We start from the raw sequence: 21,349 nt of genomic DNA on the forward strand, positions 1-21,349 counted from the left end.
CGGAATACTCAAAGAAACAGCAGATGAGAGATGGCCAATGTCGACAACAAATTGCCTGAACCCTCGGCTGAGGCAAAGCTGACCACCTTGTAGAGCAGAAGTGCATTAGACACTGCCATAGCCATCATCCACGTTTGCCTTCTGTCGAGCATTTTTGCTACCAAAAACCCCGGCAGCAACGCGTGAATGACAAGGGTTGTCCTCAGCGACAGCAAGGGTATGGGTAACAGAATGATATGCACAGCCCCCGCAATCCATGGAACCTTCAACCAGACCCGAGCCTCCGCCGGAGGTTTCAGCCGGCATGTGATAGTAGCAATTACTGAGACGATTGCGAGAAGTACTATGATCCTGAGGGCGCCAAGATCCGCCTCGGTATAGCCTGCGGAATTGTTGAGATAATAGGTTATCTTCTCCGCCATTGCTGCTGGCATTACACCGATCATCGCCAGTAGGTTTGCAAAGTAGAAGCGCAGCACCGCCGCCAGCCCGAGCACAGCAAGCCAGCCGTATCTCCACCTCTGCCCAAGCACGTATATGATGAAAAACGGAATCGACGTTATGTGAAACGCACTGGCCAACGCCAGCAAAGCGAATCTGATAAAAAGCGATTTTTCCGTTATTGCGAAAAGCAGTAATATCGTCGCTATAAATTGACGCGATGTCTGAGTAGAGAAATATAGATTGATCATCAAGAGTGAGATGCCGAGCAGAAGGGCTTGCTTTTGGGGTGCTTCCTGAGCGCTGACCCGGCATAGCCATACGATAAACAAAATAATACTGAACAGAGAAAGGAAAAACATCATCCCGTTGATGGACAGGTTCGATGAAATAAGGGATAGTAGAAAAAATAAAACAGAAATTCCGACCTCAAACCCACCGCCATACAGCGTAAGTACACTCATATCGCCGTCACAGATTGCCCGATATATCCCATAATATACGTCGGTATCGCTGAATTGCTCGAACGCCACAGGGCGCGCGGCTGCCATGAGAGACAGGGAAACGCCGGCAATAAGGGAAAAAATAAGCCGCACATCGCTATGTTTAGGTTGAATATTAATAAGGATAAAAACCGACAAGAAAAATGAAAGCATCGGGATGTTCAGAGCGCCCATCGTCAACGCAAGATACAACGGTATTAAAAGGACATCCCTTGAATTTTGAGTCTTGTACTCTGCCTCAATCATCATTTAATACTTCTGGTGGTTCTGATAGTTGAAGCGCCACAGATTATTATAGATGCCCGACAAGAACCGTTTGGCCGTGATCCAGGGGCCGCGGGGGCGGATTTGCGGCCGTGGCTCGCATCCGGCTGAGCGAAGTCGGGCGATCGCCGCCTTGAGGTCCGCTACATAAGGACCGTACACCTGCCGAACCACGATGGGAGGCAGAGGATAGATTGACCCAAAATCCAATAGCCCGCGAGGCCCCAGCCTGAGACCGTGAAAATGAAACAGGATTGACTGGCTGTATGGAAATCGGGTGGCGTTCCATGGGGCCTGCGTCCAAGCTTCGTGCCCAAGGACGTGAACGTCATTCCCAAATCTCTCCGGCCAATCGTCCAGATATTTCTGATCGCCGAACTTGCCGTCCTCGAAACGGGCGAAACACCATTCGATGCAGCGGCTCTCCCACCAGTGTCGTATATGTTCGCCGCCATGCCGGTTAAAGGTCATGAACTGCACGCAATATTGTCCGGAGGTCGCAGACTGGTCATATTCCGGCGAATAGCCGTGGTCCGTCATCAGCACGTGCGCGCCGGACTTTTCGAACTCGGCGAATATGGGGTCCGGACTCTTTCGGAACCAGAGATCTGCATCAACGTATGTGACCCGCTCAACGCTGGGGTCTGCCTCAAATACGAAGCGCGGAGCGAACGGGGTTAGCGTCCAGCAATACTCGCCCCGAGTCCTGCTGGGCTTGACCTCCTTTAGAGAGGCGGTCTCAACGTTTCCAAGATTCAATAGGGACACATTGTGCAAATCAAGATTCAGCAGAACTGAAAAAGATTGTTCGTCGACACAGATCATCCAGAGATGATAGGGCGCGCAGTGCCGTTCCATCGAGGCGTGCAGCGCCAGCGCCTGGGGAAGGAATAAGCTGTCAAACAATGTAACATAATGTTCCATAACTATTTTGAGGTCCCTTATCCCCTCAGAAAGTAATATCCGTCATCCAATCCAAGTAGGAGAAATACAAAGTTATTGAACACCCGGCTATGGTGATAACGAACAGGCAGGATGTTCAGTCCGGTCGCCGAGGCAAGCCGCCTTACCCCCTGCCGGCCAAGCATGTTTACATGCTCATCAACTTCGTTGAACACATTTATCTGGGGATGTGACACGTTGTTTCTTATAATGGGAATGGTGCCCAGCCACCGCCGGAGCCAGTCGAACGGCGGCACCGCAAGCACCAACAGCGCGTCAGGAGCCATCAACCGCTTCGCTTGGCGGATCATCGCCACAGGATCGGGAACGTGTTCAAGGACGTTGTCTATGAGAACAACATCATATTGGCCGACTGCATCATCGGATAGATATCCATGAACGACATCTATTCCCCTTTCCTTCGCGCTTAATACGAGTGCCTGGTTGGGCTCTATGCCGCTTGCAGTCCAACCCCGAGCCTTGGCCACTTGCAGCGAAAAGCCCATTCCAGAGCCGATGTCGATCAGGCTTCCGACACTGCAATAGCGTTCAATTTCCGTCATTAACCGATTATAGCGAGCGCGAATAGCGGCTGCGTAGCGCGTGTAGTACTCCGTCAGATCGGCATCATCGTAATTTGTCGCGCCGCCATTGGAAAAATAGGCATCGCACGCACCGCATCGAAAGACTGGAACGGTTTGATCCACCCTGCGTGAGCACATGTCAAAGGCTCGGCGGGTCTCTCCTGAGCAGATGCGGCATTTCATCCTCAAAATCCGTTCAGCGCCTCGATCACCCTGTCAACGTTCTCGTCTCCGAGTTGTGGATGGCAGGGGATGGAAAGGCAGGTCGCGGCATGGCGTTCCGAACATTCTAGCCCGGCCCGATCCCGCTGTAGATCAAGGCAGGGCTGCTGCAAGTGCACTGGGACCGGATAATGGGCGTGCGTCTGTATGCCGCGTTCAAGTAGATGCGCCGCCAAGGCATCACGGCGTTCGCAAAGCACAACATAGAGGTGATATGAATGTGCAAGCGCCTGCTGCGGCGGCGCAAGCAGCGTGATTTCCGGGTTGTCGATCTCGTTGTCGTATCGCTGCGCTATGGCTCTGCGACGGTCAGTGAATGAGGGAAGCCAGCGCAGCCTTTCGGAAAGGATCGCCGCCTGCAACTCATCTAATCGGCTGTTCATGCCGACAAACGGATGCTTATAGCGTTCGCTCTGCCCATAGTTCCGAAGCTGGGAAATGCGTTCCGCCAAGTGGGAGCGGTGCGTTACCACCGCTCCGCCGTCACCAATGGCGCCCAGGTTCTTCGTCGGATAGAAGCTGTATGTTCCCGCTGTTCCGAAGGCGCCAGCGGTGACTCCATCCCAGCAGGACAGATGCGACTGGGCACAATCCTCTATCAATTCGATCGCATGCTCACGGCACAAATCTTCCCAACCATCCATGTCGCGGACCTGCCCATACAAATGGACAAGTACGATCGCGCGCGTGCGCGGCGAAACGCAGCGGCGAGCGCTTTCGATCGCGAGGAGACCGCTGTCGGGCTCTATGTCAGCCAAAACGGGTATTGCGCCCGCGCGCATGATGGCAAGCGTAGTCGCGAACGCCGTCATCGATGTGGTGATGACCTCATCACCATCTCCAATTTCGAGCGCGCGCAAGACCAGTTCGATCGCATCCATGCCGTTCCCAACGCCGATGCAATGCGGTGTGCCGCACGTCTCTGCCCAGCGTTCTTCGAAAGCCTTTACTTCCTGACCCAGAACATACCAGCCGGAAGCGAAAACGCGCGCGGCGGCATCGGTCATTGCGGTGCGGATTTCGGCAGGCTCGGCCTTGAAGTCGTTCATCAGGATCATGTGGACGCATTCCAGTAATGAGCATGGTGCTGCTGATAATAGGCGATCGTCTGGGCGAGGCCGGTCTTGAGATCGACCTTCGGCGTCCATTCTAGGTCACGTTCTATTGCCGAAAAATCGCTATAATAGTCGCCGATGTCGATCGCCTTGCGGTCGGCGGGGAAAGGTACAATCTCGAAGCGCCCACCGGCGACCATCTGGATCATAAGTTCAGCCAGACTCTTCAGGTTTACAACTTCCCGGCTTCCCAGATTGTAGACTTGCCCGATCGCGGCCTCGTTCGTGGCAGCAAGCAGCAGTGCGTCGACGCAGTCGTCGACGAAATTGAAGTCGCGCAGTTGAAGGCCATCACCGAACACCTTGATGGCACTGCCTTCAATAAGCTGCCTGATCCAGATGCCCAGAAAAGTCTGGCGTGCATCAACGACGCGCATGCCTGGTCCATAGGTGTTCGTCAGACGGAGCACACTTGCGCGAATGTCGTAAACGTTGCTGTAGAGTAGGTGGTAACCTTCCCCCGCCAGCTTGTTTATCCCATTGACGTCGACCGGTCGGATCGGGTGCTTTTCATCGACGGGCAGATAGTCCGGCCGGCCATAGAGCTGGCGGGTGCTTGCGAACACCAAGCGAATCCCCGGGTTTGCTTTCCTGCATGCCTCAAGCAATGAAAGCTGGGCCGACGCATTGATGTCGAGGTCGGTCTGCGGGTCCGTCATCGAATCCAGATGGCTCGTCTGCCCCGCCAGGTTGAACAAAAAATGCTGCTCGCGCACGAGATGCTCGATGGCGAACGGATCGCGTACATCACATATGTTGACGGTGAGCCTGTCGCGAATATCGGCGATGTTCTGGAAATTGCCACCATATTGCGGGATCAGGCTGTCGACCAGCGTTACGTCGGCACCAAGCCCCACCAGCCTGCGAGCAAGGTTGGAGCCGATGAAGCCAAGGCCACCGGTTATCAGGACACGCTTGCTCAAAAATTCGGACATCAGCACCTCTTAGCTAAAATGAGCTGATCAAGGAATAGGTCGTCATTTTTCGGCAACAGGGCTCCAAAGACGAGGCCTAATGCAGAAACAGGCGCGATCAGCAACGCCACCGTCAATCGGTTCACCAGGGCCGATCGGGTATGGAAAACCTTGAACAGATAGGCATTTATGAGTTGGAAGAGGATGGAGGAATCCGCGAGAAGCTTTTTTTGAGTAAGAACGTTAAAGCCGTTGCGTTCCAGCAGCGATTTCAAGCCAAATGTGGAATATCTTGCATAGTCATATGGCTGTTCGTGCTCATCCCATACGAAGGGGACGGTGAGCAACAGCATGCCGCCTTGTCTGAGAACCCGGTGTATTTCCTGAAGAAAATCGTCAGGATTGAAGACATGCTCTAAAACCTGATTGCACAGGACAGAATTGAATATCTCGGCCTCGAATGGGAATTTTTTTCCATCGTAAAAATAGTCGGCCCTGCTTTGCGTCCTTGCGGAGGGGCTATCGATCTCCAATCCTATATATTCCTCAAGCTCGAATAATTCCCGGTATGGCTTGGTTCCGCAACCTACATCCAGCATCGGACCGGCCAACGTGCCGCCTTGCCTTGCCATCTCGTGCCAGAGAGCCCGCCGTGCGAGGAAAAACGGATTGAGGAATAGCCCTAGCGGGCCGGGGTTGAAGATCTGCTTTCTGGATAAGCGCCGCAAGCTGCCGATCACGGCTTCCTCTCCATTACAAGACCCTTGAAGCCGAACTCAAGTCCATTGACCGTGCGGTGAAAACCTTCAGTGCAGAGAAACGAATAGATCGTCGTCCAGTCCTTTTCGAGGTGTTCGGAAAGGCGGCCTTCCGAAAAAATCCAGCATGGGTAGCTTGCCTTGTAAATACGACGGGGCACCATTTGAATCGATAGAAAGTCTTCTTCAAGGTCTGCCATGGGTGTTCTGTCGATGATAAGGTAACTAGCGCACACCTCTGTAGCCCTTGCCAGGATTTCGTGGGGCTTTTCGACATATTGCAGGGTAGACGACAGGAGAAAGATACGCCTGCCTGTTTTTTCGGGGACATCGCTAATGTCGTTCCAGAAGTGCAGTTCGTCGGTTTCAAACTCCTGCCGGCCCGCCTCCACGAAATGGGGCTGTTCGACAACATGCCACTGGAGGTGCTGAACGGCGTCGAGCAACGGGCGGCATTGCCGGTAGGTGCTCCCAAGCGAACCGCCAAAGTCGATGACGTCCAGCCGCATATCCGCGGATGCCGCAGCGCGAAGAAGCGCGGTGATGAGGGCGAAGGGATAATCGGCTTTGTCGAACAATACAGAATCCCGCTCATAGGCGGCTTCGCCGGCAACGACGGCACGGGTCGCCGTGCGAACACGATCGAGTATCGCGGACTCTGAATATCCTGAGGACATTCGCGCGGCCTCGTTCCAACCCTGTGGCGTCCCTCCAAAGCGGAGCGATTGTCCGCGCCACTTGTGATAAGCTTTCATCAGCAGTGGAGGGGTGATATCCTTCAAAAGCCCACGAGGGTTCATCAGGACGCTCCTGCAAAGGACTTGAGCAGCCCGCGCACCCTGGCTTTCCAGGTTCGCCGGCCCTTTAGGAACCGGATTATTTCGTTTCGTGCCTCTTCGGAAGCGGCCACGTCAATATTGCCGACCGGAATGGGCTGGGAGGCTATGTCACCGCTGTAGACAGAGGTGGTGATGCTGTGCGTCCCGCTTGAATCGTTGCCAATATTTTCAACCAGGCTTCGGCCCGGATACAATGTCAGTTTGTCGGCCAGATAGCAGGACGCCTGCCATCGGACGGCCCATGAGTTATTCTTGCCGCTGATCTGATTGCGGAGCATCTCCGTATAGGGAAAGGAGCCGTCGAAATCGAAATGGTGGACCAGGTGTCGGCGTTCCAGTTCGGAAAGGAGAGCCCGGCCATCGGGATTGAACCCCCCCCACGCGCGCCGCCACGTTGCCCAGCCCCAGCAATCGGCTCCCTTCAGGAAATAGGTTTCGGGCAATGGTCGGTCCGTGGGAAGGCTGTATCCATGGATGCTCGCCACGCGTTGATCGTCGCGGTAGTGATACAGGGCATCGTTCATATATTTCAGGAAATAAGGGGATAGCAGAAGATCGTCCTCTATGACGATGACTGCTTCATGCTGCTCCAGCATCTGCGTCACCCCGATAATGATGGACTGCGCCAGACCAAGATTGTGCGGCTGTCGGACGACTGAGACCGACGCAAATCCTTCCAGCGTATCCACGTACTGGCGCACGGCCTCCACCTGCGGAATGTCAAACTGGTTGCGGGGGCCGTCGCAGTAGACCGTCACATGGGTAAGCGCTGCCTCGGCATTGGCCTGCAGGGATTGGATCGTTCGCCTGAGGTGGTCGGGACGCGCGAACGCGAAGATCGCGACGGGTGTGGACGCGTTCCCAATATCAGCGGACGGATATGTCATGCGTGGTCCGGCGTGCGGTGCGTTGCCGTGGCCAGTAGCCCCCGTGCAAAGCGGCCCCATATACGTACTATGTGAAACGGCGCAATCCACGCAGGACAGGTCAGGAGCACAAAAGCCGTCCAGTGTTTTGGATTAAATTTGGCGCGATTAGAAAAGCTCTGCCGCCAAAAGGCGACCACTCCGGTTGCCGTGGGTTGCCCCATCCCCGTCAATGAAAGGTCGGTCTGCGCGCAGAACCCCGGCTCGACAGCGAGCCGTACCCCCTTCCGCTGAAGGCGCAGTGTAAATTCGTAGTCGCTGAGATAATGTGGAAGCCATCTGGGCCGGAAACCGCCGGACGCCTTGAACATGGCTGCGTCTAGCATCAGGCCCCGCGTTGAAAGGCAATTCGGCGTCTCGCCGGGCCGGGCCGCGCGGAATGTCAACCGGATGAGATCGGCAATGGTGCCGCAGTCGACCTCTGAGCTGCGTGGGTCTGTGCCAACTGCCTGCAGACACCCTCCCGGATGGCGGCGCAGGGCATCCAAGCCTTTTGCCAGAAAGTCCTCTGCGAAAGTGACGTCGTCATTGATGATGAGGATAACATCATTGTCCGCGAGCTTGCCGATCAGCGAGTAATAAGCTAGATTGAGCGCACCTGCCCACCAAAGCTGTCCATCGCCCTGTAGTACGATCAACCTGTCCGAGGGGATCTTTTCGCGAGCGATGCTGACGGTTTCATCAGTACAGCCGTCATCCACCAGAACCAACAAGAAATCCTGGAAGGTCTGGCGCTGCAGCGCGTCCAGAAACAGGCTCGTCGTTTCCGCGCGATTGTGAACAGGTAGGATGATGTACAGCATCACGATTTGCGAAGCACGTAAACAACATTGTCACCAACGCCGAAAGCATCCGCCAAGCGTGCGATGAGATGATTTACGCCTGTGTAGCCGATCAACCGGAACATCTTCAGCGCCATCCGTTGGGGAAGGCTTAGTTTTTCACTCCCCCAGAAGGGCGATGCGTGACCTTGCCGGGGGAAGGTCACAAGGTGCGCCCATTGATATTCAATCCATGCGGAATTGGTTACGACCCTGACGAATTCCACGTCAAAACCGACTTTAGCTGCCAACCGCTTCATCGAATGCCGAGTAAAGTAGTTCAGATGATATGGAGCATGCCAGTGTATCCATCGCCGTCCGAACAGCTTTGCTCCCCAGCCGTTAGGGTTCGGGGTGCTGACGATAGCCTGCCCGCCGGGTTTCAATACCTGATGAACGTTCCGCAAAAGGGCCGCCGGATCAGATGCATGCTCGATCACCTGGTCGAGCGTGACAATATCGAACTTCTGTGGAGCATAGCAGGCCGCCTCGAACAGGCCCGCCGTAACATTGAGTCCGTGCCGTTGCGCGACGCGTAAAATGTTACGATCGGCCTCGATGCCATGAGCGTCACATCCCCGCGCCCGATGGTAGCCAAGCGCTTCGCCGAAGCCACATCCAACATCGAGAATCGTTACGTCACGCGGTACCCAGCGGAAAGCGGATGCCTTCAGCCCGCTCCACCAGACACGTAAACGTCCTTCCTCGCGTGGTGGGGACCATGCTTCCACGTCAAATGAGGAGCGAGGATAGTAGTTAGTATAAAGATCACCGATTTCGTCGCCGTTCATTTCCGTGGCCAGACGATGGTGGCCGCAGGATACACATTTAAGCAATGCGTATTCGCCAGGATAACCGTACCGATCATCGAACAGCGTCAATTGAGCGCTCAATATAGCGCCGCATTCGCACGGCTGTCGCGTTGATAAGTTCGGGCTATGCATGAACTTCATTTCTCAAAGAAAACATTGTAGTATATGTTGTGATGCGCCTCTTCAAATGGCCGCTTCTTTCCATTTGCGATTACACTAGCTTTGTATCCATAAAAGCTCATTATAGAAACTATATCTCCTATGGATGTGTCAAACATTCTCAAATTCTGGTCGTATAGCTCAATCATTACCATTCTTGGACTAAAACGAGAATCAGAAAAGATATTACTGGCTCCTTTCAATACCTTCATTTCTGCACCTTCAACGTCAATTTTCAATATATTAGGGATGCAGGAATTCTGGCTGCAGAAATCTTCTATGGATATTGTTTGAACGGAAACGGTTTCGAAGACGCCCTTTCGACGAGTGTCTATCAGAGAAGAGTACGCGCTATCTTCCGCGATAGAAAACGACTCAGTTCCTGATTTGTCGCTAATGCAACTTTCAAAAACAGATAAATTGGTTACCCTGTTAATTCTAGACGATGCAAGAATTAGAGAGTAATTTAAAGGTATAGGTTCAAAAGCAAATATATTTGCTTTTGGGAAAGATCTCGCAAGAGGAATTGAATATGCCCCGACATTTGCACCAATATCAAATATAGAGTCATCAGATCTTATAGTGGAAAAGAAGTATTTTAAGTCATCTAGCTCAAAACTTCCAAGAGCCATGCTTTGGCCAACGTCCTCTCTGGCCTTTACAAGTATTCGGGTGCCAAGAAAATCCACTTGAACAATTTCTGGGCCGAGTCGTAGCCGCCTGCGGCGCAAATGATTGGCAAAGTTGCGTGGATTCAAAAGAGACATCATGGGGTTATCTGACCTGGCTTCTCACGGTTGAGGCATTAATCACAGCACGCAAGAGGCGTGCGGGAGCGGCGACGGCATTGAGCATCATAAAAAAGTTTCCGCGCCCTCTCCTGAAGGCTAACTGGATGGGCAATATGCCGATCTGCGTTGCCAGAGTCGCCCACGCGGCTCCGACTGCTCCATATCTCGGTATGAACAGAAAGTTCAGCGAGATGTTCGTAGCCGCGCCTGCCAGAGTATAATATAAGCCATACTTCTGCAGGCCTTCGGCCAGCAGCCAGCGACCGTGCACATAGGACATTGCTACGGCTATGCCAGCCCATATCTGGATGGAAAGAATGACCGCTGACTGAGCGTATTCCTGTCCATAAAGCAGCGGAATCAGCCTCTGGGCAGAGAGGCTCACGAGCACCGCCACCGCAAGGCCGAGCCACGCCATGCCGTCGTAAAGCCCCTGAGTATAGCGCTGATAGGTGGTCGGATCCGCCGTCCGCTTCTCAAGCATACGCGGAAATGCGGCACCGGTGATCGCCATGGGAATAAAATACCATACCTCGGCAACCCGGAGCGCGGCTGAGAATACGCCGACCGCATGATCGTCCAGCATCGTTGCCAGCATGATCTGGTCGATCCGCATATAAGTCATCACCGCGAAGCCGGAGAGAAGGAGAGGCCAACTCTGCCCCAGCAATCGCCTTGCCAAAGGAAGTGAGATCGACCAGGGGGCGTGCATCCGGTCTCGCCGGTAGGCAAAGGCCAGAAGACAAGCAGCAAGCGCGGCCTCTACCGCCAGGGATAGGCCGAACCACGCAATCGGGGCACCCATGGCCAGCAGGAGCAGGCGCAGGATTGATGTAACCAGAAAAGCCACGTTCGCGGCTATCACCGCCGCCCGCGCCCTCATCTCCGCCTGAAAATGATACTCGATGATCTGGGAACCCTGGAACACCAGTGTAAGGGAATTAAGGGCGACGAGAAGTGTCGCCAGATCAAACGCTCCTCTGATCCCGAAGGCCGCCGCAACCGCCGCCATGGCGGCAATGGTCGCTGCGGTCAGCCTCATTGCCAGGGCGGTTCCCAATATGCGCCCGGCATTGACCTTATCTGTCACAAGCTCACGGACGATGATCCCGTCCATCCCGAGCACTGCGAACACGCCGAATAGCGCGACGAACGCAGAGGCGAAGTTCCAGACGCCGAAGCCCTCCGGGCCAAAATGCCGAGCAAGCCAGATCGTGATGATCAGATTGAGGCCGAGACGCACAACCTTGTCCCCGATCAGCCAGGCCGAATTGACAGCGAGGCTGTGCTGATCACGGTTCTTCAAGTTCGCGTCCATATTGAAAGCCGCATCAAAAGAAACGCCGCGCCAAGCGAAGGCGCGATTGGCTATTCGTGATAGTCATAGGCTCGGAAGCCGGCCTGTTTGACAAGCGTATCGCGCTCGGCCGCGGTATAATCTGCAGCGACCATCTCGCTTACCAGTTCGCGTAGCGAAACCCTAGGTTCCCAGCCCAGCTTCGCTTTCGCTTTAGATGGGTCGCCCAGCAATGTTTCCACCTCGGTCGGGCGGTAATAGCGCGGATCGACCCGCAGGATGACCTGGCCAGGTTTCACAATCGCCTTGTCGCCCGAAACTGTGGCGATCACGCCGACTTCTTTTTCCCCTTCTCCTTCAAACGCGATCGTTATACCAAGCTCTGCCGCCGCCAGTTCCACGAACTGGCGGACGCTGTATTGCACACCAGTGGCTATGACGAAATCGTCCGGCTCGTCTTGCTGCAGCATCAGCCACTGCATTTCGACATAGTCGCGGGCATGTCCCCAGTCTCGTAGTGCGGACAGGTTGCCGAGGTAGAGGCAGTCCTGAAGCCCAAGCGCAATGCGTGCGATCGCGCGCGTAATCTTGCGCGTGACGAAGGTCTCGCCCCGTAGCGGACTTTCGTGGTTGAACAATATACCGTTGCAGGCATACATCCCATAAGCTTCGCGATAGTTCACGGTAATCCAGTAACCATAGAGCTTCGCCACCGCATATGGGCTGCGGGGGTAAAATGGTGTCTGTTCGGTCTGGGGCACTTCCCGAACCAAGCCGTAAAGCTCCGACGTCGACGCCTGATAAAAGCGCGTCTTCTTCTCTAAGCCGAGAATCCGGATCGCCTCAAGGATACGAAGCGTGCCGATCGCGTCGGCGTTCGCGGTATATTCAGGCGTCTCGAAGCTCACCGCGACATGGCTCATTGCCGCAAGATTATAGATTTCGTCCGGCTGGACCTGCTGGATGAGGCGGATCAGGTTGGTGCTGTCGGTCAGGTCACCATAATGAAGAACGAAGCGCTGATCATCGACATGGGGGTCCTGGTAGAGGTGGTCGATGCGATCGGTATTGAAAAGCGAGGCTCGACGCTTGACGCCGTGAACTTCATATCCCTTCGACAACAGCAACTCAGATAGATAGGCCCCGTCCTGACCGGTGACACCCGTAATCAGAGCGCGCTTTCTTGACATGATCATCCCCAGCAGTTTGGAGGCCGTCTTTGCGCTAAGATGGCTGATGCTGCAAGTGGCAGGAAGCCAAGAGCTTTCGTGACATGTATTGGGATCTACCTGCTGGTACCGCACCGGTACCGCAAGCGTCTAAAGTTCTTTCTTCGTTCCGCGGCATTTCGTCCTACGCCGTCTAAAAACCGCGGTTTTTAGTGCACATAGACACAATGGCATTGTTCAGCGCGTCCGTCCGTCCCGGTAGTGAAGCGTCACTATTCTGGCCGGTCCCCATCAGTCATCCGCAAAGCCATAGGGCGTGTCGGCCCGGCGATAGTCGTCCGGCATCACCTGCCGCCCGATCGGCGGGGCGGAGCGGGCGCCGCACTCCGTCCGGTGGCACAGGCTGCATGTCGCGCCGATCGGAGTCGCGGCCTGCGCGGCGGCGGGCTGGCCGCTCGTGTGGACGAGGCGGTGGGCGTGTTCGGCCGCGCACACCAGCGCCACGGCCCGTTCCACCTTGGGCGCGCCATAGGCCCCGCCGCCCGATGTCACCGTTCGCGCGATCGAGAAATAGCGCTCGCCGTCGGGCAGTTCCAGCCATTGGGTGACGATCTCGCCCGGGGTGCGGAACACCTGATGGACCGACCACAAAGGGCAGCCGCCGCCGTGCCGGGCAAAGGGAAAGCCCGCCCCGTCCAGCCGTTTCGAGACATTGCCGGCCGGGTCCACCTTGATGAAGAAGAAGGGCACCCGCTCGTGGCCGGGCTTTTGCAGGGTCGTCAGTCGATGGGCCGTCTGCTCGAAGCTTGTCCCGAACTGCCTGGAGATCGCCTCCACGTCATAACGGCGCGCCTCCACCGCCCTGGCGAAGGGCGCATAGGGCATGATCATCGCGGCCGCCGCATAGTTGGCGAGCGCCCGCCTCGCCAGCCTTTCGCCGTTATCCGTGGTGAAGCTGCCGTCCTTCAGCGCTTTCTCCACATCCTGGCGCATTTCGAGATAGACGAGCTGGAGCGCGAGCTGGAACTTCTGGCCGGCTCCGTCCAGCGCCTCGCTCAACAGCACGGCCCGCCCGTGCCGATCCAGCCGCCTGATCGATCCGGCCATCACTTCAAGCGGCAGCCGCCGCACCTTAAGTTCATGCCGCGCCTCGATATAGGGAGCAAAGCCGCCGGCCTCGGCGACGGTGGCGGCCAGCGCCTCGGCCGCCTCGTCAAGCGCGGGAAAGCTGTTGCGCCGCGCGGTCAGGAACCGCCGGGCCTCGGCCACGGCATCCGTCCGGCGGGCATTGCCGTCTCCCCCCCGCGGGGTTTCGGCATCGCGATCCGCAAGCGCGAGCTGCTCCTCCTGATAGGCGGTGTAGAGGCGCAGGAAAGCCTCCGTCATGCCCGGAAAGTTGGTGGCGACGTCCTCGCTCTGCAGCTTGGGCAGGTCCAGGTCGGTGAACATCGGATCGCGAAGGGCCGCCTGCAGCCGCGCGGCATATTCGGTGGCCCCGTCTCCCGCCAGATCGGCCATGTCGATCCGGTACGTCCGCGCCAGCCGCAGCAGCATGTCGGCCGTCAGCGGCCGCTGGTTGCGCTCCAACAGCGCGATATAGGAGGGTGATATGTCCAGATCGCCGGCCATGTCGGCTTGGGTCAGGCCCAGGTCGCGCCGCAGCCGCCTGAGGCGGGGGCCCATATAAACCGCACGTTCGCCGGCCATGACAAGTTCATCCATTCCGTTGTGCAGGCAATACAACATTACAAGATCGTTTTGTAAAGTCTTACAAGTGGACCTCGGCGGCGCTTTCGCCCTCGCGGGCGATGCGCCATCTCCCGGACAGAGTTTGATACCGGAGGGAAGTTTCATGTCCTACAATGCGCAGATCACCCAGCTTGATGAGCTGATCCGGGGCCATAACGGCGCCTGGGGCGGCATCAGCGCGGAGGCCGTCGCCCGCATGCGGTTGCAGAACCGGTTCAAGACCGGCCTCGACATCGCGCGCTACACCGCCAAGATCATGCGCCAGGACATGGCTGCCTATGACGCAAATCCTGCGAACTACACCCAGTCGCTGGGCTGCTGGCACGGCTTTATCGGCCAGCAGAAGATGATCTCCATCAAGAAGCATTTCGGCACCACCAAAAGCAGGTATCTTTACCTGTCGGGCTGGATGGTCGCCGCGCTGCGTTCGGAGTTTGGGCCGCTGCCGGACCAGTCGATGCATGAAAAGACCAGTGTTCCCGCGCTGATCGAGGAACTTTACACCTTCCTCCGCCAGGCCGATGCGCGCGAGCTGGGCATGATCTTCCGCGAGATCGACGCCGCCCGCGCGGCCGGCGACAGCGCGAAGGAAAGGGAGCTGCTGGACAAGGCCGAGAATTACGAGACCCATGTCGTTCCGATCATCGCCGACATCGACGCCGGCTTCGGTAATGCGGAGGCGACCTATCTCCTCGCCAAGAAGATGATCGAGGCGGGTGCCTGCGCGCTTCAGATCGAAAATCAGGTGTCGGATGAAAAGCAGTGCGGCCACCAGGATGGCAAGGTCACCGTTCCGCACGAGGATTTCATCGCGAAGATCCGCGCCTGCCGCTACGCCTTTCTGGAACTGGGCGTCGAGGACGGGATCATCGTCGCGCGCACCGATTCGCTGGGCGCGGGCCTCACCAAGCAGATCGCCTTCAGCCGCGAGCCGGGCGACCTTGGCGACCAGTACAACAGCTTCCTCGATTGCGAGGAAATCACCGACATCGCCAGCGTCAACGGTGACGTCATCATCAACCGCGACGGCAAGCTGATGCGGCCGAAGCGGCTGCCGTCGAACCTCTATCAGTTCCGCGAAGGGACGGGTGAGGACCGTTGCGTGCTCGATTGCATCACCTCGCTCCAGAATGGCGCGGACCTGCTGTGGATCGAGACGGAAAAGCCGCATGTCGAGCAGATCGCCGGCATGGTCGACCGCATCCGCGAGGTCGTTCCCGACGCGAAGCTGGTCTACAACAACTCGCCGTCGTTCAACTGGACGCTCAATTTCCGCCAGCAGGTTTACGATCGCTGGGCGAAGGAAGGAAAGGATGTGTCGGGCTTTGAGCGTGACGCGCTGATGAGCGTGATCTACGACAACACCGAGCTGGCGGCCGAGGCGGACGAAAAGATCCGCACCTTCCAGGCGGATGCGGCGAAGCGCGCGGGCATTTTCCACCACCTCATCACTCTGCCCACCTACCACACGGCGGCGCTGTCGACCGACAATCTCGCCAAGGAATATTTCGGTCGGGCCGGTATGCTCGGATATGTCCTCAACGTGCAGCGGCAGGAAATCCGCCAGGGCATCGCCTGCGTGAAGCACCAGAACATGTCCGGCTCCGACATCGGCGACGACCACAAGGAGTATTTCGCGGGCGAAGCGGCGTTGAAGGCGGGCGGAGCCCATAATACGATGAACCAGTTCGCATAGGCGCGACCAGCAGGAGACCTGACATGGCACAGCACGAAGCCGCCACTCCCGAACCGGCGCGTGCCCGGGCGGTGTTTTCGACCGAGGACTTCCAGCTCCTCCGCACGGCGGTGATGCACTATCTCAAAGAGATCGAGGATCAGCCTGAATCGACCAAGTACAGCAATCTCTACCACCGGCTTGGTCGCCTCTGCTGAGGCAGGGCAGGGAGAGGATCCGGGGAAGGGGCGGCCGCAAAAGCCGCCCCTTTTCCTTTGGGCCGACGAACGCCGCCAGACCTTCAGGCGATATGCGGGTCAGGGCCATTCCCCCGCTGGCGTCGGCCGCCATTCGCCGCTAATCGGCTGGCTATGATAGCCGATGTCCCCTCCCGCCTGCTGCTTGATGGCGATGCGCTGGTTGCGAACTGGCGCTGGCTGGCGGCCAAGAGCGGGCAAGCGCGTTGCGGGGCCGCGATAAAGGCCGACGGCTATGGCCTTGGCGCTATTGAAGTTTGCAGGCGGCTGGCGGCGGCGGGTTGCCGCGACTTCTTCGTCGCCACCTGGGCGGAGGCGCTTGCGCTTGGCCGCATGCCGCAGGGCACGACGCTGTCGGTCCTGCACGGCGTTCGCGGCGGCGATCTGGCCCATGCCCGCGCGGGGCTGGCGCGGCCGATCCTCAACACCCCCGCACAGGTCGTGCGGTGGAAGGAGGCGGGCGGCGGCCCCTGCGACGTGATGGTCGACACCGGGATGAACCGGCTGGGCCTTTCCCCGCAAGAGGCTGCCTCCGGCCTGCTCGACGGGCTGATGGTCGAAACGCTGATGAGCCATCTCGCCTGCGCGGATGAACCCGCCCATGCGCTCAACCGCCGCCAGCTCCAGGCCTTTTCGGCCCTTCGCCAGACGGTGCCCGCAAATGCCTATAGCCTCGCCAATTCGGCGGGTATTTGTCTCGGCGCGGACTATGCGTTCGACCTCACCCGGCCGGGCCTTTCCATCTATGGCGGCGTTCAGGTGCCCGATATGGAAGGGCGCATCCGTCAGGTCGCCCGGCCGGAGGTGGAGCTTCTTCAGGTGAGGGAAATCAGCGCCGGCGACAGCGTCGGCTATAACGCCACCTTCACCGCCGAACGGTCGATGCGGGTGGGCGTGCTCAACCTGGGATACGCCGACGGCTATCTCAGGGGCTTTTCCGGGCAGGGCCGCGCACTCGCCGGAGAGAGGGCGCTTCCGGTGCTCGGCCGCGTCTCGATGGACCTGACGGTTATCGACCTTGCCGCCGCGCCCGATCTTCGCGAAGGCGATCACGTGACCATCGACTTCGATCTGCCCCGCGCCAGCCACCAGTCCGGTCTCTCGCAATATGAGTTGCTTACCGGCCTTGGCCGCCGCTATCACCGCGTCTGGTCATAGGTTGGCGAGGCGAGGTCCGAACCCTGGTGCAGAGCGTAATCGAGTTCTTCGCGACGATCGGGCGCTTCATCATCAACGCCTTTGCCGCGTTGGGGCGCGTGACGCTCTTTGCGGCGACCGCGATCGGGCGGGGGCTGACTCCGCCCTATTATCCGTCGCGCCTTGCCGAACAGCTTGCCCAGATCGGCTGGTTCTCGCTGCCCGTGGTGGGGCTGACGGCGATCTTCACCGGCGCTGCGCTGGCCCAGCAGATCTATACCGGCGGCTCCCGCTTCAACGCGGAATCGACCGTTCCCGCCATCGTCGTTATCGGCATGGTGCGCGAGCTTGCGCCCGTTCTCGCCGGGTTGATGGTTGCGGGGCGCGTGTCGTCGGCAATGGCGGCGGAACTTGGCACGATGCGCGTGACCGAGCAGCTTGACGCGATGGTGACGCTCAGGACCGATCCCTATCGCTACCTCGTCGCACCGCGCGTCCTCGCCAGCACCATCGCCCTGCCGCTGCTGGTGCTTGTCGCCAATTCGATCGGCATTTTCGGCGGCTGGCTGCTGGCGACGGCCAAGCTCGGCTTCAACAGCGCCAACTATCTGAGCGTCACCCGCGAGTTTCTGGAGATGGACGATCTGGTCATGTCGCTTGTGAAGGCGGGCGTGTTCGGTTTCGCCATCGGCCTGATGGGTTGCTACAACGGCTTCACCTCCAATGGCGGCGCGGCGGGTGTCGGCCGCGCGACGACAAACGCGGTGGTGTCGGCTTTCGTGCTGATCCTGCTTTCCAACCTCATCCTCACCGTGATCGCGTTCGGCTGATGAACGACGGCAACACCCTTTCCGGGCCAAAGATCGCGCTTCAGGGCGTGGTCAAGCGCTTTGGCCGCAAGACCGTGCTGGATGGAATCGACCTCAGCGTCGATCCGGGCGAATCGCTTGTCGTGATCGGCGGGTCCGGCTCCGGCAAGTCGGTGATGCTGAAGTGCATCCTGGGCCTGATGAAGGTGGATGAAGGCCGCATATTGGTGGACGGCGAGGACGTGACCCGCATGAGCGGGCGCGAGCTTCAGCGGGTGCGCGGCAGGTTCGGCATGTTGTTTCAGGGCGGCGCGCTGTTCGATTCGCTGCCGGTGTGGCGCAACGTCACCTTCGCGCTCAGCAAGGGCAGTGGCGGCCATGCGGCGGAGATGCGGCGCATCGCGCTGGAAAATATCGAAAAGGTCGGGCTTGGTGCGGAGGTGCTGGACCTGCGCCCGTCGGAACTTTCGGGCGGCATGCAGAAGCGGGTCGCGCTCGCCCGCGCCATCGCGGGCCATCCGGAAATCCTGTTCTTCGACGAGCCGACGACCGGGCTGGACCCGATCCGCGCCCATTCGATCAACAGCCTGATCGTCAGCCTTGTACGCGATCTCGGGATCACGGCCGTCACCATCACCCATGACATGGCGAGCGCGCGGACCATCGCGCATCGCGTGGCGATGCTCAAGGACGGGCGGATCATCTGGTCCGGGCCGACATCCGAGCTTGAATCCAGCGGCAATGATTATGTCGATGATTTCGTCCGCGGCCGTTCGAAATCGGTGACCATCTAGCCTCCTGACCCCCGGGGCGGTTCAGGCCGCTTCCTCCTCTTCCTTTTCGCGGTCGGCCTGCTGGCGCGCCCACATGTCCGCATAGATTCCGGCGCGCGCCATAAGCTGCTCATGGGTGCCCCGTTCCGCCACGCGCCCGGCGTCCAGCACCACGATCTCATCGGCGTCGACCACGGTGGAGAGGCGGTGCGCGATGACGATGGTGGTGCGCGAGCGGCTGACATCGGCAAGCGCCGACTGGATTTCCGCCTCGGTTCGCGTGTCCAGCGCGCTCGTCGCTTCGTCCAGAATCAGGATCGGCGGGTTCTTCAATATCGTCCGCGCGATGGCGACCCGCTGTTTTTCGCCGCCCGACAGCTTCAGCCCGCGCTCGCCGACCTCGCTTTCATAGCCAAGGGGCAGGCTCATGATGAAAGCGTGGATGGCCGCGCCGCGCGCCGCCGCCTCCACCTCGGCCCGGGTCGCGCCGTCGCGCCCATAGCCGATGTTGTAGCCGATGCTGTCGTTGAACAGCACCGTGTCCTGCGGGACGATTCCGATCGCGCCGCGCAGCGATTGCTGCGTCACGTCGCGAATGTCCTGGCCGTCAATGGTGATCCGGCCGGATGTTACATCATAAAAGCGGTAGAGCAGGCGTGACAGGGTGGATTTGCCTGCGCCCGAATGTCCCACCACGGCCAGCTTCCGGCCGGGGGCGACGTCCAGGTCCACGCCTTTCAGGATCGGCCGGGCGGGGTCATAGGCAAAGACGACATTCTCGAACCGCACATGGCCCCCCGACACCTTCAGCGGGGGCGCGTCCGGCGCATCGGCCACCTCGGCGGGGGTATCGATCAGACCGAACATCGCCTCCATGTCGATCAGCCCCTGCTTGATCTCGCGATAGACCATGCCCAGCATGTCCAGCGGCCGGAAAAGCTGGGCGAGAAGCGCGTTCACCAGCACCACGTCGCCAACGGTGAAGCGGCCCTGCGCCCAGCCCCAGACGGTGAACCCCATTGCGGCGGCCATCATGATGTTGGTGATCGCCGACTGGCCGACGTTCAGCAGCGCGAGCGACGTCTCGTTTCGCACCGCCGCGTTCATATAGGCGTCGACCGCACGGCCGTAGCGCTGCGTCTCGCGGTCCTCGGCGTTGAAATATTTGACGGTCTCGTAGTTCAGCAGCGAATCGACCGCCTTGGAGACGGCGTGCGTGTCGCTGTCCACCATCTGCCGGCGCACCCGGGCGCGCCAATCGGTGACGATACGGGTGAAGACGATATAGACCGCCACCGCCAGAAGCGTGAAGGCGACCAGCCCCCAGCCGAACTTCACCAGAAAGATCACGCAGACGGCGACAAGCTCGATCACCGTCGGCCCGATGTTGAACAGCAGGAAATAGAGCATGGTGTCGATGCTCTTGGTGCCGCGCTCTACGATCTTGGTCAGCGCCCCCGTGTGACGCTCCAGGTGAAAGCGCAGCGACAGCCGGTGGATATGAGAAAACACGTCCACCGATAGGCGTCGCGCCGCGTCCTGACCCACGCGCTCGAATATGGCGTTGCGCAGGTTGTCGAACAGCACCGCGCCGAAACGCGCTGCGGCATAGGCGAGGATCAGCGCCACCGCGATCGCCACTCCCGGCTCCATGCCGGGGGCCATGCGGTCGATCGCGCCCTTATAGGCAAAGGGCATGGCCAACACGGTCGCCTTGGCAAGCAGCACCAGCATGATCGCGGCGATCACCCGCGCCTTCAGGCGTCCCTGTCCCTCGGGCCAGAGATAGGGAAGGAAGCGGCGCAGCGGATGCGCGCTCGCCGTTGCAGCGGGGGTGGTTACGGACATGCTATCAATTAGATAGTTCGGTCGCAGCGCCAGGCAATCGGTCCGGCTGCGAAATCCGTCCTTTCCGGTCCTTCCGGCCGGGCTGGCTGCGGGGACCAGAGTTGCAACTGCATCCCGGCCGGAAGGCGGCGAACGAAAGGCCGGCGGGCGCTTGCGACAGGGGAGTCCCAAAGGCGCAGGGACCATTTGCGCCACAGGGTCAGTCGCTCGCGCCCACAGGCCATGACTTCATTCGCATGCACAGCATGGAGCGATGCGGCCGCCATCGGGAGTATAGACAGGTCACAAATGGCGCGTGTAACTTCCCCATCGGTCCCCAGGCGTGATAGGCCGATGCTGCGGCTCACATGAGGGTTCGCGAAAAGGATGGATCGTGTCGGGAGCTACACGGTGTAACAAGACGTTACGTGTTATACGGATATAGAAAAATCAGCACGATAGAGGAACTTCCGCAGTATTTTTACTTTACGTTAACCAATGTTCAAGAAACGGTGTCGCGCCAATAATAACGAGGCCTGCCAATGCAGCAGGGAGACCACCCGCC

20 protein-coding genes are annotated in these 21,349 nt (G+C 58.6%); 5 read left to right on the forward strand and 15 right to left on the reverse strand.

The annotated features are described in order from the left end of the window. Positions 1–8 precede the first annotated feature (8 nt). The 14 genes from BSL82_RS16155 to BSL82_RS16220 form a co-directional block, all read right to left on the reverse strand. Positions 9–1,193, reverse strand: a complete 1,185-nt coding sequence (locus BSL82_RS16155) for an EpsG family protein (RefSeq protein WP_072598286.1) — start codon at positions 1,191–1,193, stop codon at positions 9–11. Then, complete coding sequence (locus tag BSL82_RS16160; protein ID WP_072598287.1) at positions 1,194–2,132, reverse strand: glycosyl transferase; 939 nt, start codon at positions 2,130–2,132, stop codon at positions 1,194–1,196. Between the two features lie 17 nt (positions 2,133–2,149). Next, complete coding sequence (locus BSL82_RS16165; RefSeq protein WP_072598288.1) at positions 2,150–2,857, reverse strand: class I SAM-dependent methyltransferase; 708 nt, start codon at positions 2,855–2,857, stop codon at positions 2,150–2,152. A 62-nt stretch (positions 2,858–2,919) separates the two neighbouring features. Continuing rightward, positions 2,920–4,014, reverse strand: a complete 1,095-nt coding sequence (locus tag BSL82_RS16170; RefSeq protein WP_072598289.1) for a DegT/DnrJ/EryC1/StrS family aminotransferase — start codon at positions 4,012–4,014, stop codon at positions 2,920–2,922. Continuing rightward, positions 4,011–5,006, reverse strand: coding sequence for an NAD-dependent epimerase/dehydratase family protein (locus BSL82_RS16175; RefSeq protein ID WP_072598290.1), 996 nt, complete (start codon positions 5,004–5,006; stop codon positions 4,011–4,013). Before BSL82_RS16175 ends, BSL82_RS16170 begins: the two co-directional genes overlap by 4 nt. Next, positions 5,006–5,725: a class I SAM-dependent methyltransferase gene (locus BSL82_RS16180; RefSeq protein ID WP_083579259.1), complete on the reverse strand. Its 720-nt coding sequence runs from the start codon at positions 5,723–5,725 to the stop codon at positions 5,006–5,008. Before BSL82_RS16180 ends, BSL82_RS16175 begins: the two co-directional genes overlap by 1 nt. Beyond that, positions 5,722–6,543 (reverse strand): methyltransferase, TIGR04325 family, encoded by an 822-nt coding sequence (locus tag BSL82_RS16185; protein ID WP_072598291.1) that lies wholly within the window; start codon positions 6,541–6,543, stop codon positions 5,722–5,724. The genes BSL82_RS16180 and BSL82_RS16185 overlap by 4 nt, the downstream gene beginning before the upstream one ends. After that, positions 6,543–7,469 carry a glycosyltransferase gene (locus BSL82_RS16190; RefSeq protein ID WP_072598292.1) on the reverse strand — a complete coding sequence of 309 codons (927 nt, stop codon included), beginning with the start codon at positions 7,467–7,469 and terminating at the stop codon, positions 6,543–6,545. Before BSL82_RS16190 ends, BSL82_RS16185 begins: the two co-directional genes overlap by 1 nt. Continuing rightward, positions 7,466–8,311: a glycosyltransferase family 2 protein gene (locus BSL82_RS16195; RefSeq protein ID WP_072598293.1), complete on the reverse strand. Its 846-nt coding sequence runs from the start codon at positions 8,309–8,311 to the stop codon at positions 7,466–7,468. Before BSL82_RS16195 ends, BSL82_RS16190 begins: the two co-directional genes overlap by 4 nt. Then, positions 8,311–9,210 (reverse strand): class I SAM-dependent methyltransferase, encoded by a 900-nt coding sequence (locus BSL82_RS16200; protein ID WP_072598294.1) that lies wholly within the window; start codon positions 9,208–9,210, stop codon positions 8,311–8,313. The genes BSL82_RS16195 and BSL82_RS16200 overlap by 1 nt, the downstream gene beginning before the upstream one ends. 68 nt (positions 9,211–9,278) lie before the next feature. After that, positions 9,279–10,070, reverse strand: a complete 792-nt coding sequence (locus BSL82_RS16205) for an FkbM family methyltransferase (protein WP_072598295.1) — start codon at positions 10,068–10,070, stop codon at positions 9,279–9,281. A gap of 4 nt (positions 10,071–10,074) precedes the next feature. Next, positions 10,075–11,409 (reverse strand): flippase, encoded by a 1,335-nt coding sequence (locus BSL82_RS16210; RefSeq protein ID WP_072598296.1) that lies wholly within the window; start codon positions 11,407–11,409, stop codon positions 10,075–10,077. A 50-nt stretch (positions 11,410–11,459) separates the two neighbouring features. After that, positions 11,460–12,578: a GDP-mannose 4,6-dehydratase gene (gene gmd / locus BSL82_RS16215; RefSeq protein WP_072598844.1), complete on the reverse strand. Its 1,119-nt coding sequence runs from the start codon at positions 12,576–12,578 to the stop codon at positions 11,460–11,462. A gap of 270 nt (positions 12,579–12,848) precedes the next feature. Beyond that, positions 12,849–14,264: a helix-turn-helix domain-containing protein gene (locus tag BSL82_RS16220; RefSeq protein ID WP_072598845.1), complete on the reverse strand. Its 1,416-nt coding sequence runs from the start codon at positions 14,262–14,264 to the stop codon at positions 12,849–12,851. A 145-nt stretch (positions 14,265–14,409) separates the two neighbouring features. Here BSL82_RS16220 and BSL82_RS16225 point away from each other — a divergent pair, with 145 nt between their 5' ends. The 5 genes from BSL82_RS16225 (at position 14,410) to BSL82_RS16240 (ending at position 18,978) form a co-directional block, all read left to right on the forward strand. Further along, positions 14,410–16,002: an isocitrate lyase gene (locus tag BSL82_RS16225; RefSeq protein WP_072598297.1), complete on the forward strand. Its 1,593-nt coding sequence runs from the start codon at positions 14,410–14,412 to the stop codon at positions 16,000–16,002. A gap of 23 nt (positions 16,003–16,025) precedes the next feature. Beyond that, positions 16,026–16,199, forward strand: a complete 174-nt coding sequence (locus tag BSL82_RS20795) for a hypothetical protein (protein WP_193408588.1) — start codon at positions 16,026–16,028, stop codon at positions 16,197–16,199. 153 nt (positions 16,200–16,352) lie between these two features. Further along, a complete protein-coding gene (alr, locus tag BSL82_RS16230; RefSeq protein ID WP_072598298.1) occupies positions 16,353–17,396 on the forward strand; it encodes an alanine racemase in 1,044 nt (347 codons plus the stop codon). A gap of 23 nt (positions 17,397–17,419) precedes the next feature. After that, positions 17,420–18,205 carry an MlaE family ABC transporter permease gene (locus BSL82_RS16235; protein ID WP_072598299.1) on the forward strand — a complete coding sequence of 262 codons (786 nt, stop codon included), beginning with the start codon at positions 17,420–17,422 and terminating at the stop codon, positions 18,203–18,205. Next, positions 18,205–18,978, forward strand: a complete 774-nt coding sequence (locus BSL82_RS16240; protein WP_072598300.1) for an ABC transporter ATP-binding protein — start codon at positions 18,205–18,207, stop codon at positions 18,976–18,978. Before BSL82_RS16235 ends, BSL82_RS16240 begins: the two co-directional genes overlap by 1 nt. A 21-nt stretch (positions 18,979–18,999) precedes the next feature. On the opposite strand, the gene BSL82_RS16245 is transcribed toward BSL82_RS16240, so the two are convergent. Continuing rightward, positions 19,000–20,805: an ABCB family ABC transporter ATP-binding protein/permease gene (locus tag BSL82_RS16245; RefSeq protein ID WP_072598301.1), complete on the reverse strand. Its 1,806-nt coding sequence runs from the start codon at positions 20,803–20,805 to the stop codon at positions 19,000–19,002. Positions 20,806–21,349: the final 544 nt, after the last annotated feature.

The organism is Tardibacter chloracetimidivorans (genome assembly GCF_001890385.1).
Lineage (GTDB): Bacteria > Pseudomonadota > Alphaproteobacteria > Sphingomonadales > Sphingomonadaceae > Tardibacter > Tardibacter chloracetimidivorans.

Bases quoted from the DNA above. Each gene is read 5' to 3' on its own strand.
- BSL82_RS16155 (WP_072598286.1), bottom strand. From the start codon at position 1,193: ATGATGATTGAGGCAGAGTACAAGACTCAAAATTCAAGGGATGTCCTT.
- BSL82_RS16160 (WP_072598287.1), bottom strand. From the start codon at position 2,132: ATGGAACATTATGTTACATTGTTTGACAGCTTATTCCTTCCCCAGGCG.
- BSL82_RS16170 (WP_072598289.1), bottom strand. From the start codon at position 4,014: ATGATCCTGATGAACGACTTCAAGGCCGAGCCTGCCGAAATCCGCACC.
- BSL82_RS16175 (WP_072598290.1), bottom strand. From the start codon at position 5,006: ATGTCCGAATTTTTGAGCAAGCGTGTCCTGATAACCGGTGGCCTTGGC.
- BSL82_RS16185 (WP_072598291.1), bottom strand. From the start codon at position 6,543: ATGAACCCTCGTGGGCTTTTGAAGGATATCACCCCTCCACTGCTGATG.
- BSL82_RS16190 (WP_072598292.1), bottom strand. From the start codon at position 7,469: ATGACATATCCGTCCGCTGATATTGGGAACGCGTCCACACCCGTCGCG.
- BSL82_RS16195 (WP_072598293.1), bottom strand. From the start codon at position 8,311: ATGCTGTACATCATCCTACCTGTTCACAATCGCGCGGAAACGACGAGC.
- BSL82_RS16205 (WP_072598295.1), bottom strand. From the start codon at position 10,070: ATGATGTCTCTTTTGAATCCACGCAACTTTGCCAATCATTTGCGCCGC.
- BSL82_RS16210 (WP_072598296.1), bottom strand. From the start codon at position 11,409: ATGGACGCGAACTTGAAGAACCGTGATCAGCACAGCCTCGCTGTCAAT.
- gmd (WP_072598844.1), bottom strand. From the start codon at position 12,578: ATGTCAAGAAAGCGCGCTCTGATTACGGGTGTCACCGGTCAGGACGGG.
- BSL82_RS16220 (WP_072598845.1), bottom strand. From the start codon at position 14,264: ATGGCCGGCGAACGTGCGGTTTATATGGGCCCCCGCCTCAGGCGGCTG.
- BSL82_RS16225 (WP_072598297.1), top strand. From the start codon at position 14,410: ATGTCCTACAATGCGCAGATCACCCAGCTTGATGAGCTGATCCGGGGC.
- BSL82_RS20795 (WP_193408588.1), top strand. From the start codon at position 16,026: ATGGCACAGCACGAAGCCGCCACTCCCGAACCGGCGCGTGCCCGGGCG.
- alr (WP_072598298.1), top strand. From the start codon at position 16,353: ATGATAGCCGATGTCCCCTCCCGCCTGCTGCTTGATGGCGATGCGCTG.
- BSL82_RS16240 (WP_072598300.1), top strand. From the start codon at position 18,205: ATGAACGACGGCAACACCCTTTCCGGGCCAAAGATCGCGCTTCAGGGC.
- BSL82_RS16245 (WP_072598301.1), bottom strand. From the start codon at position 20,805: ATGTCCGTAACCACCCCCGCTGCAACGGCGAGCGCGCATCCGCTGCGC.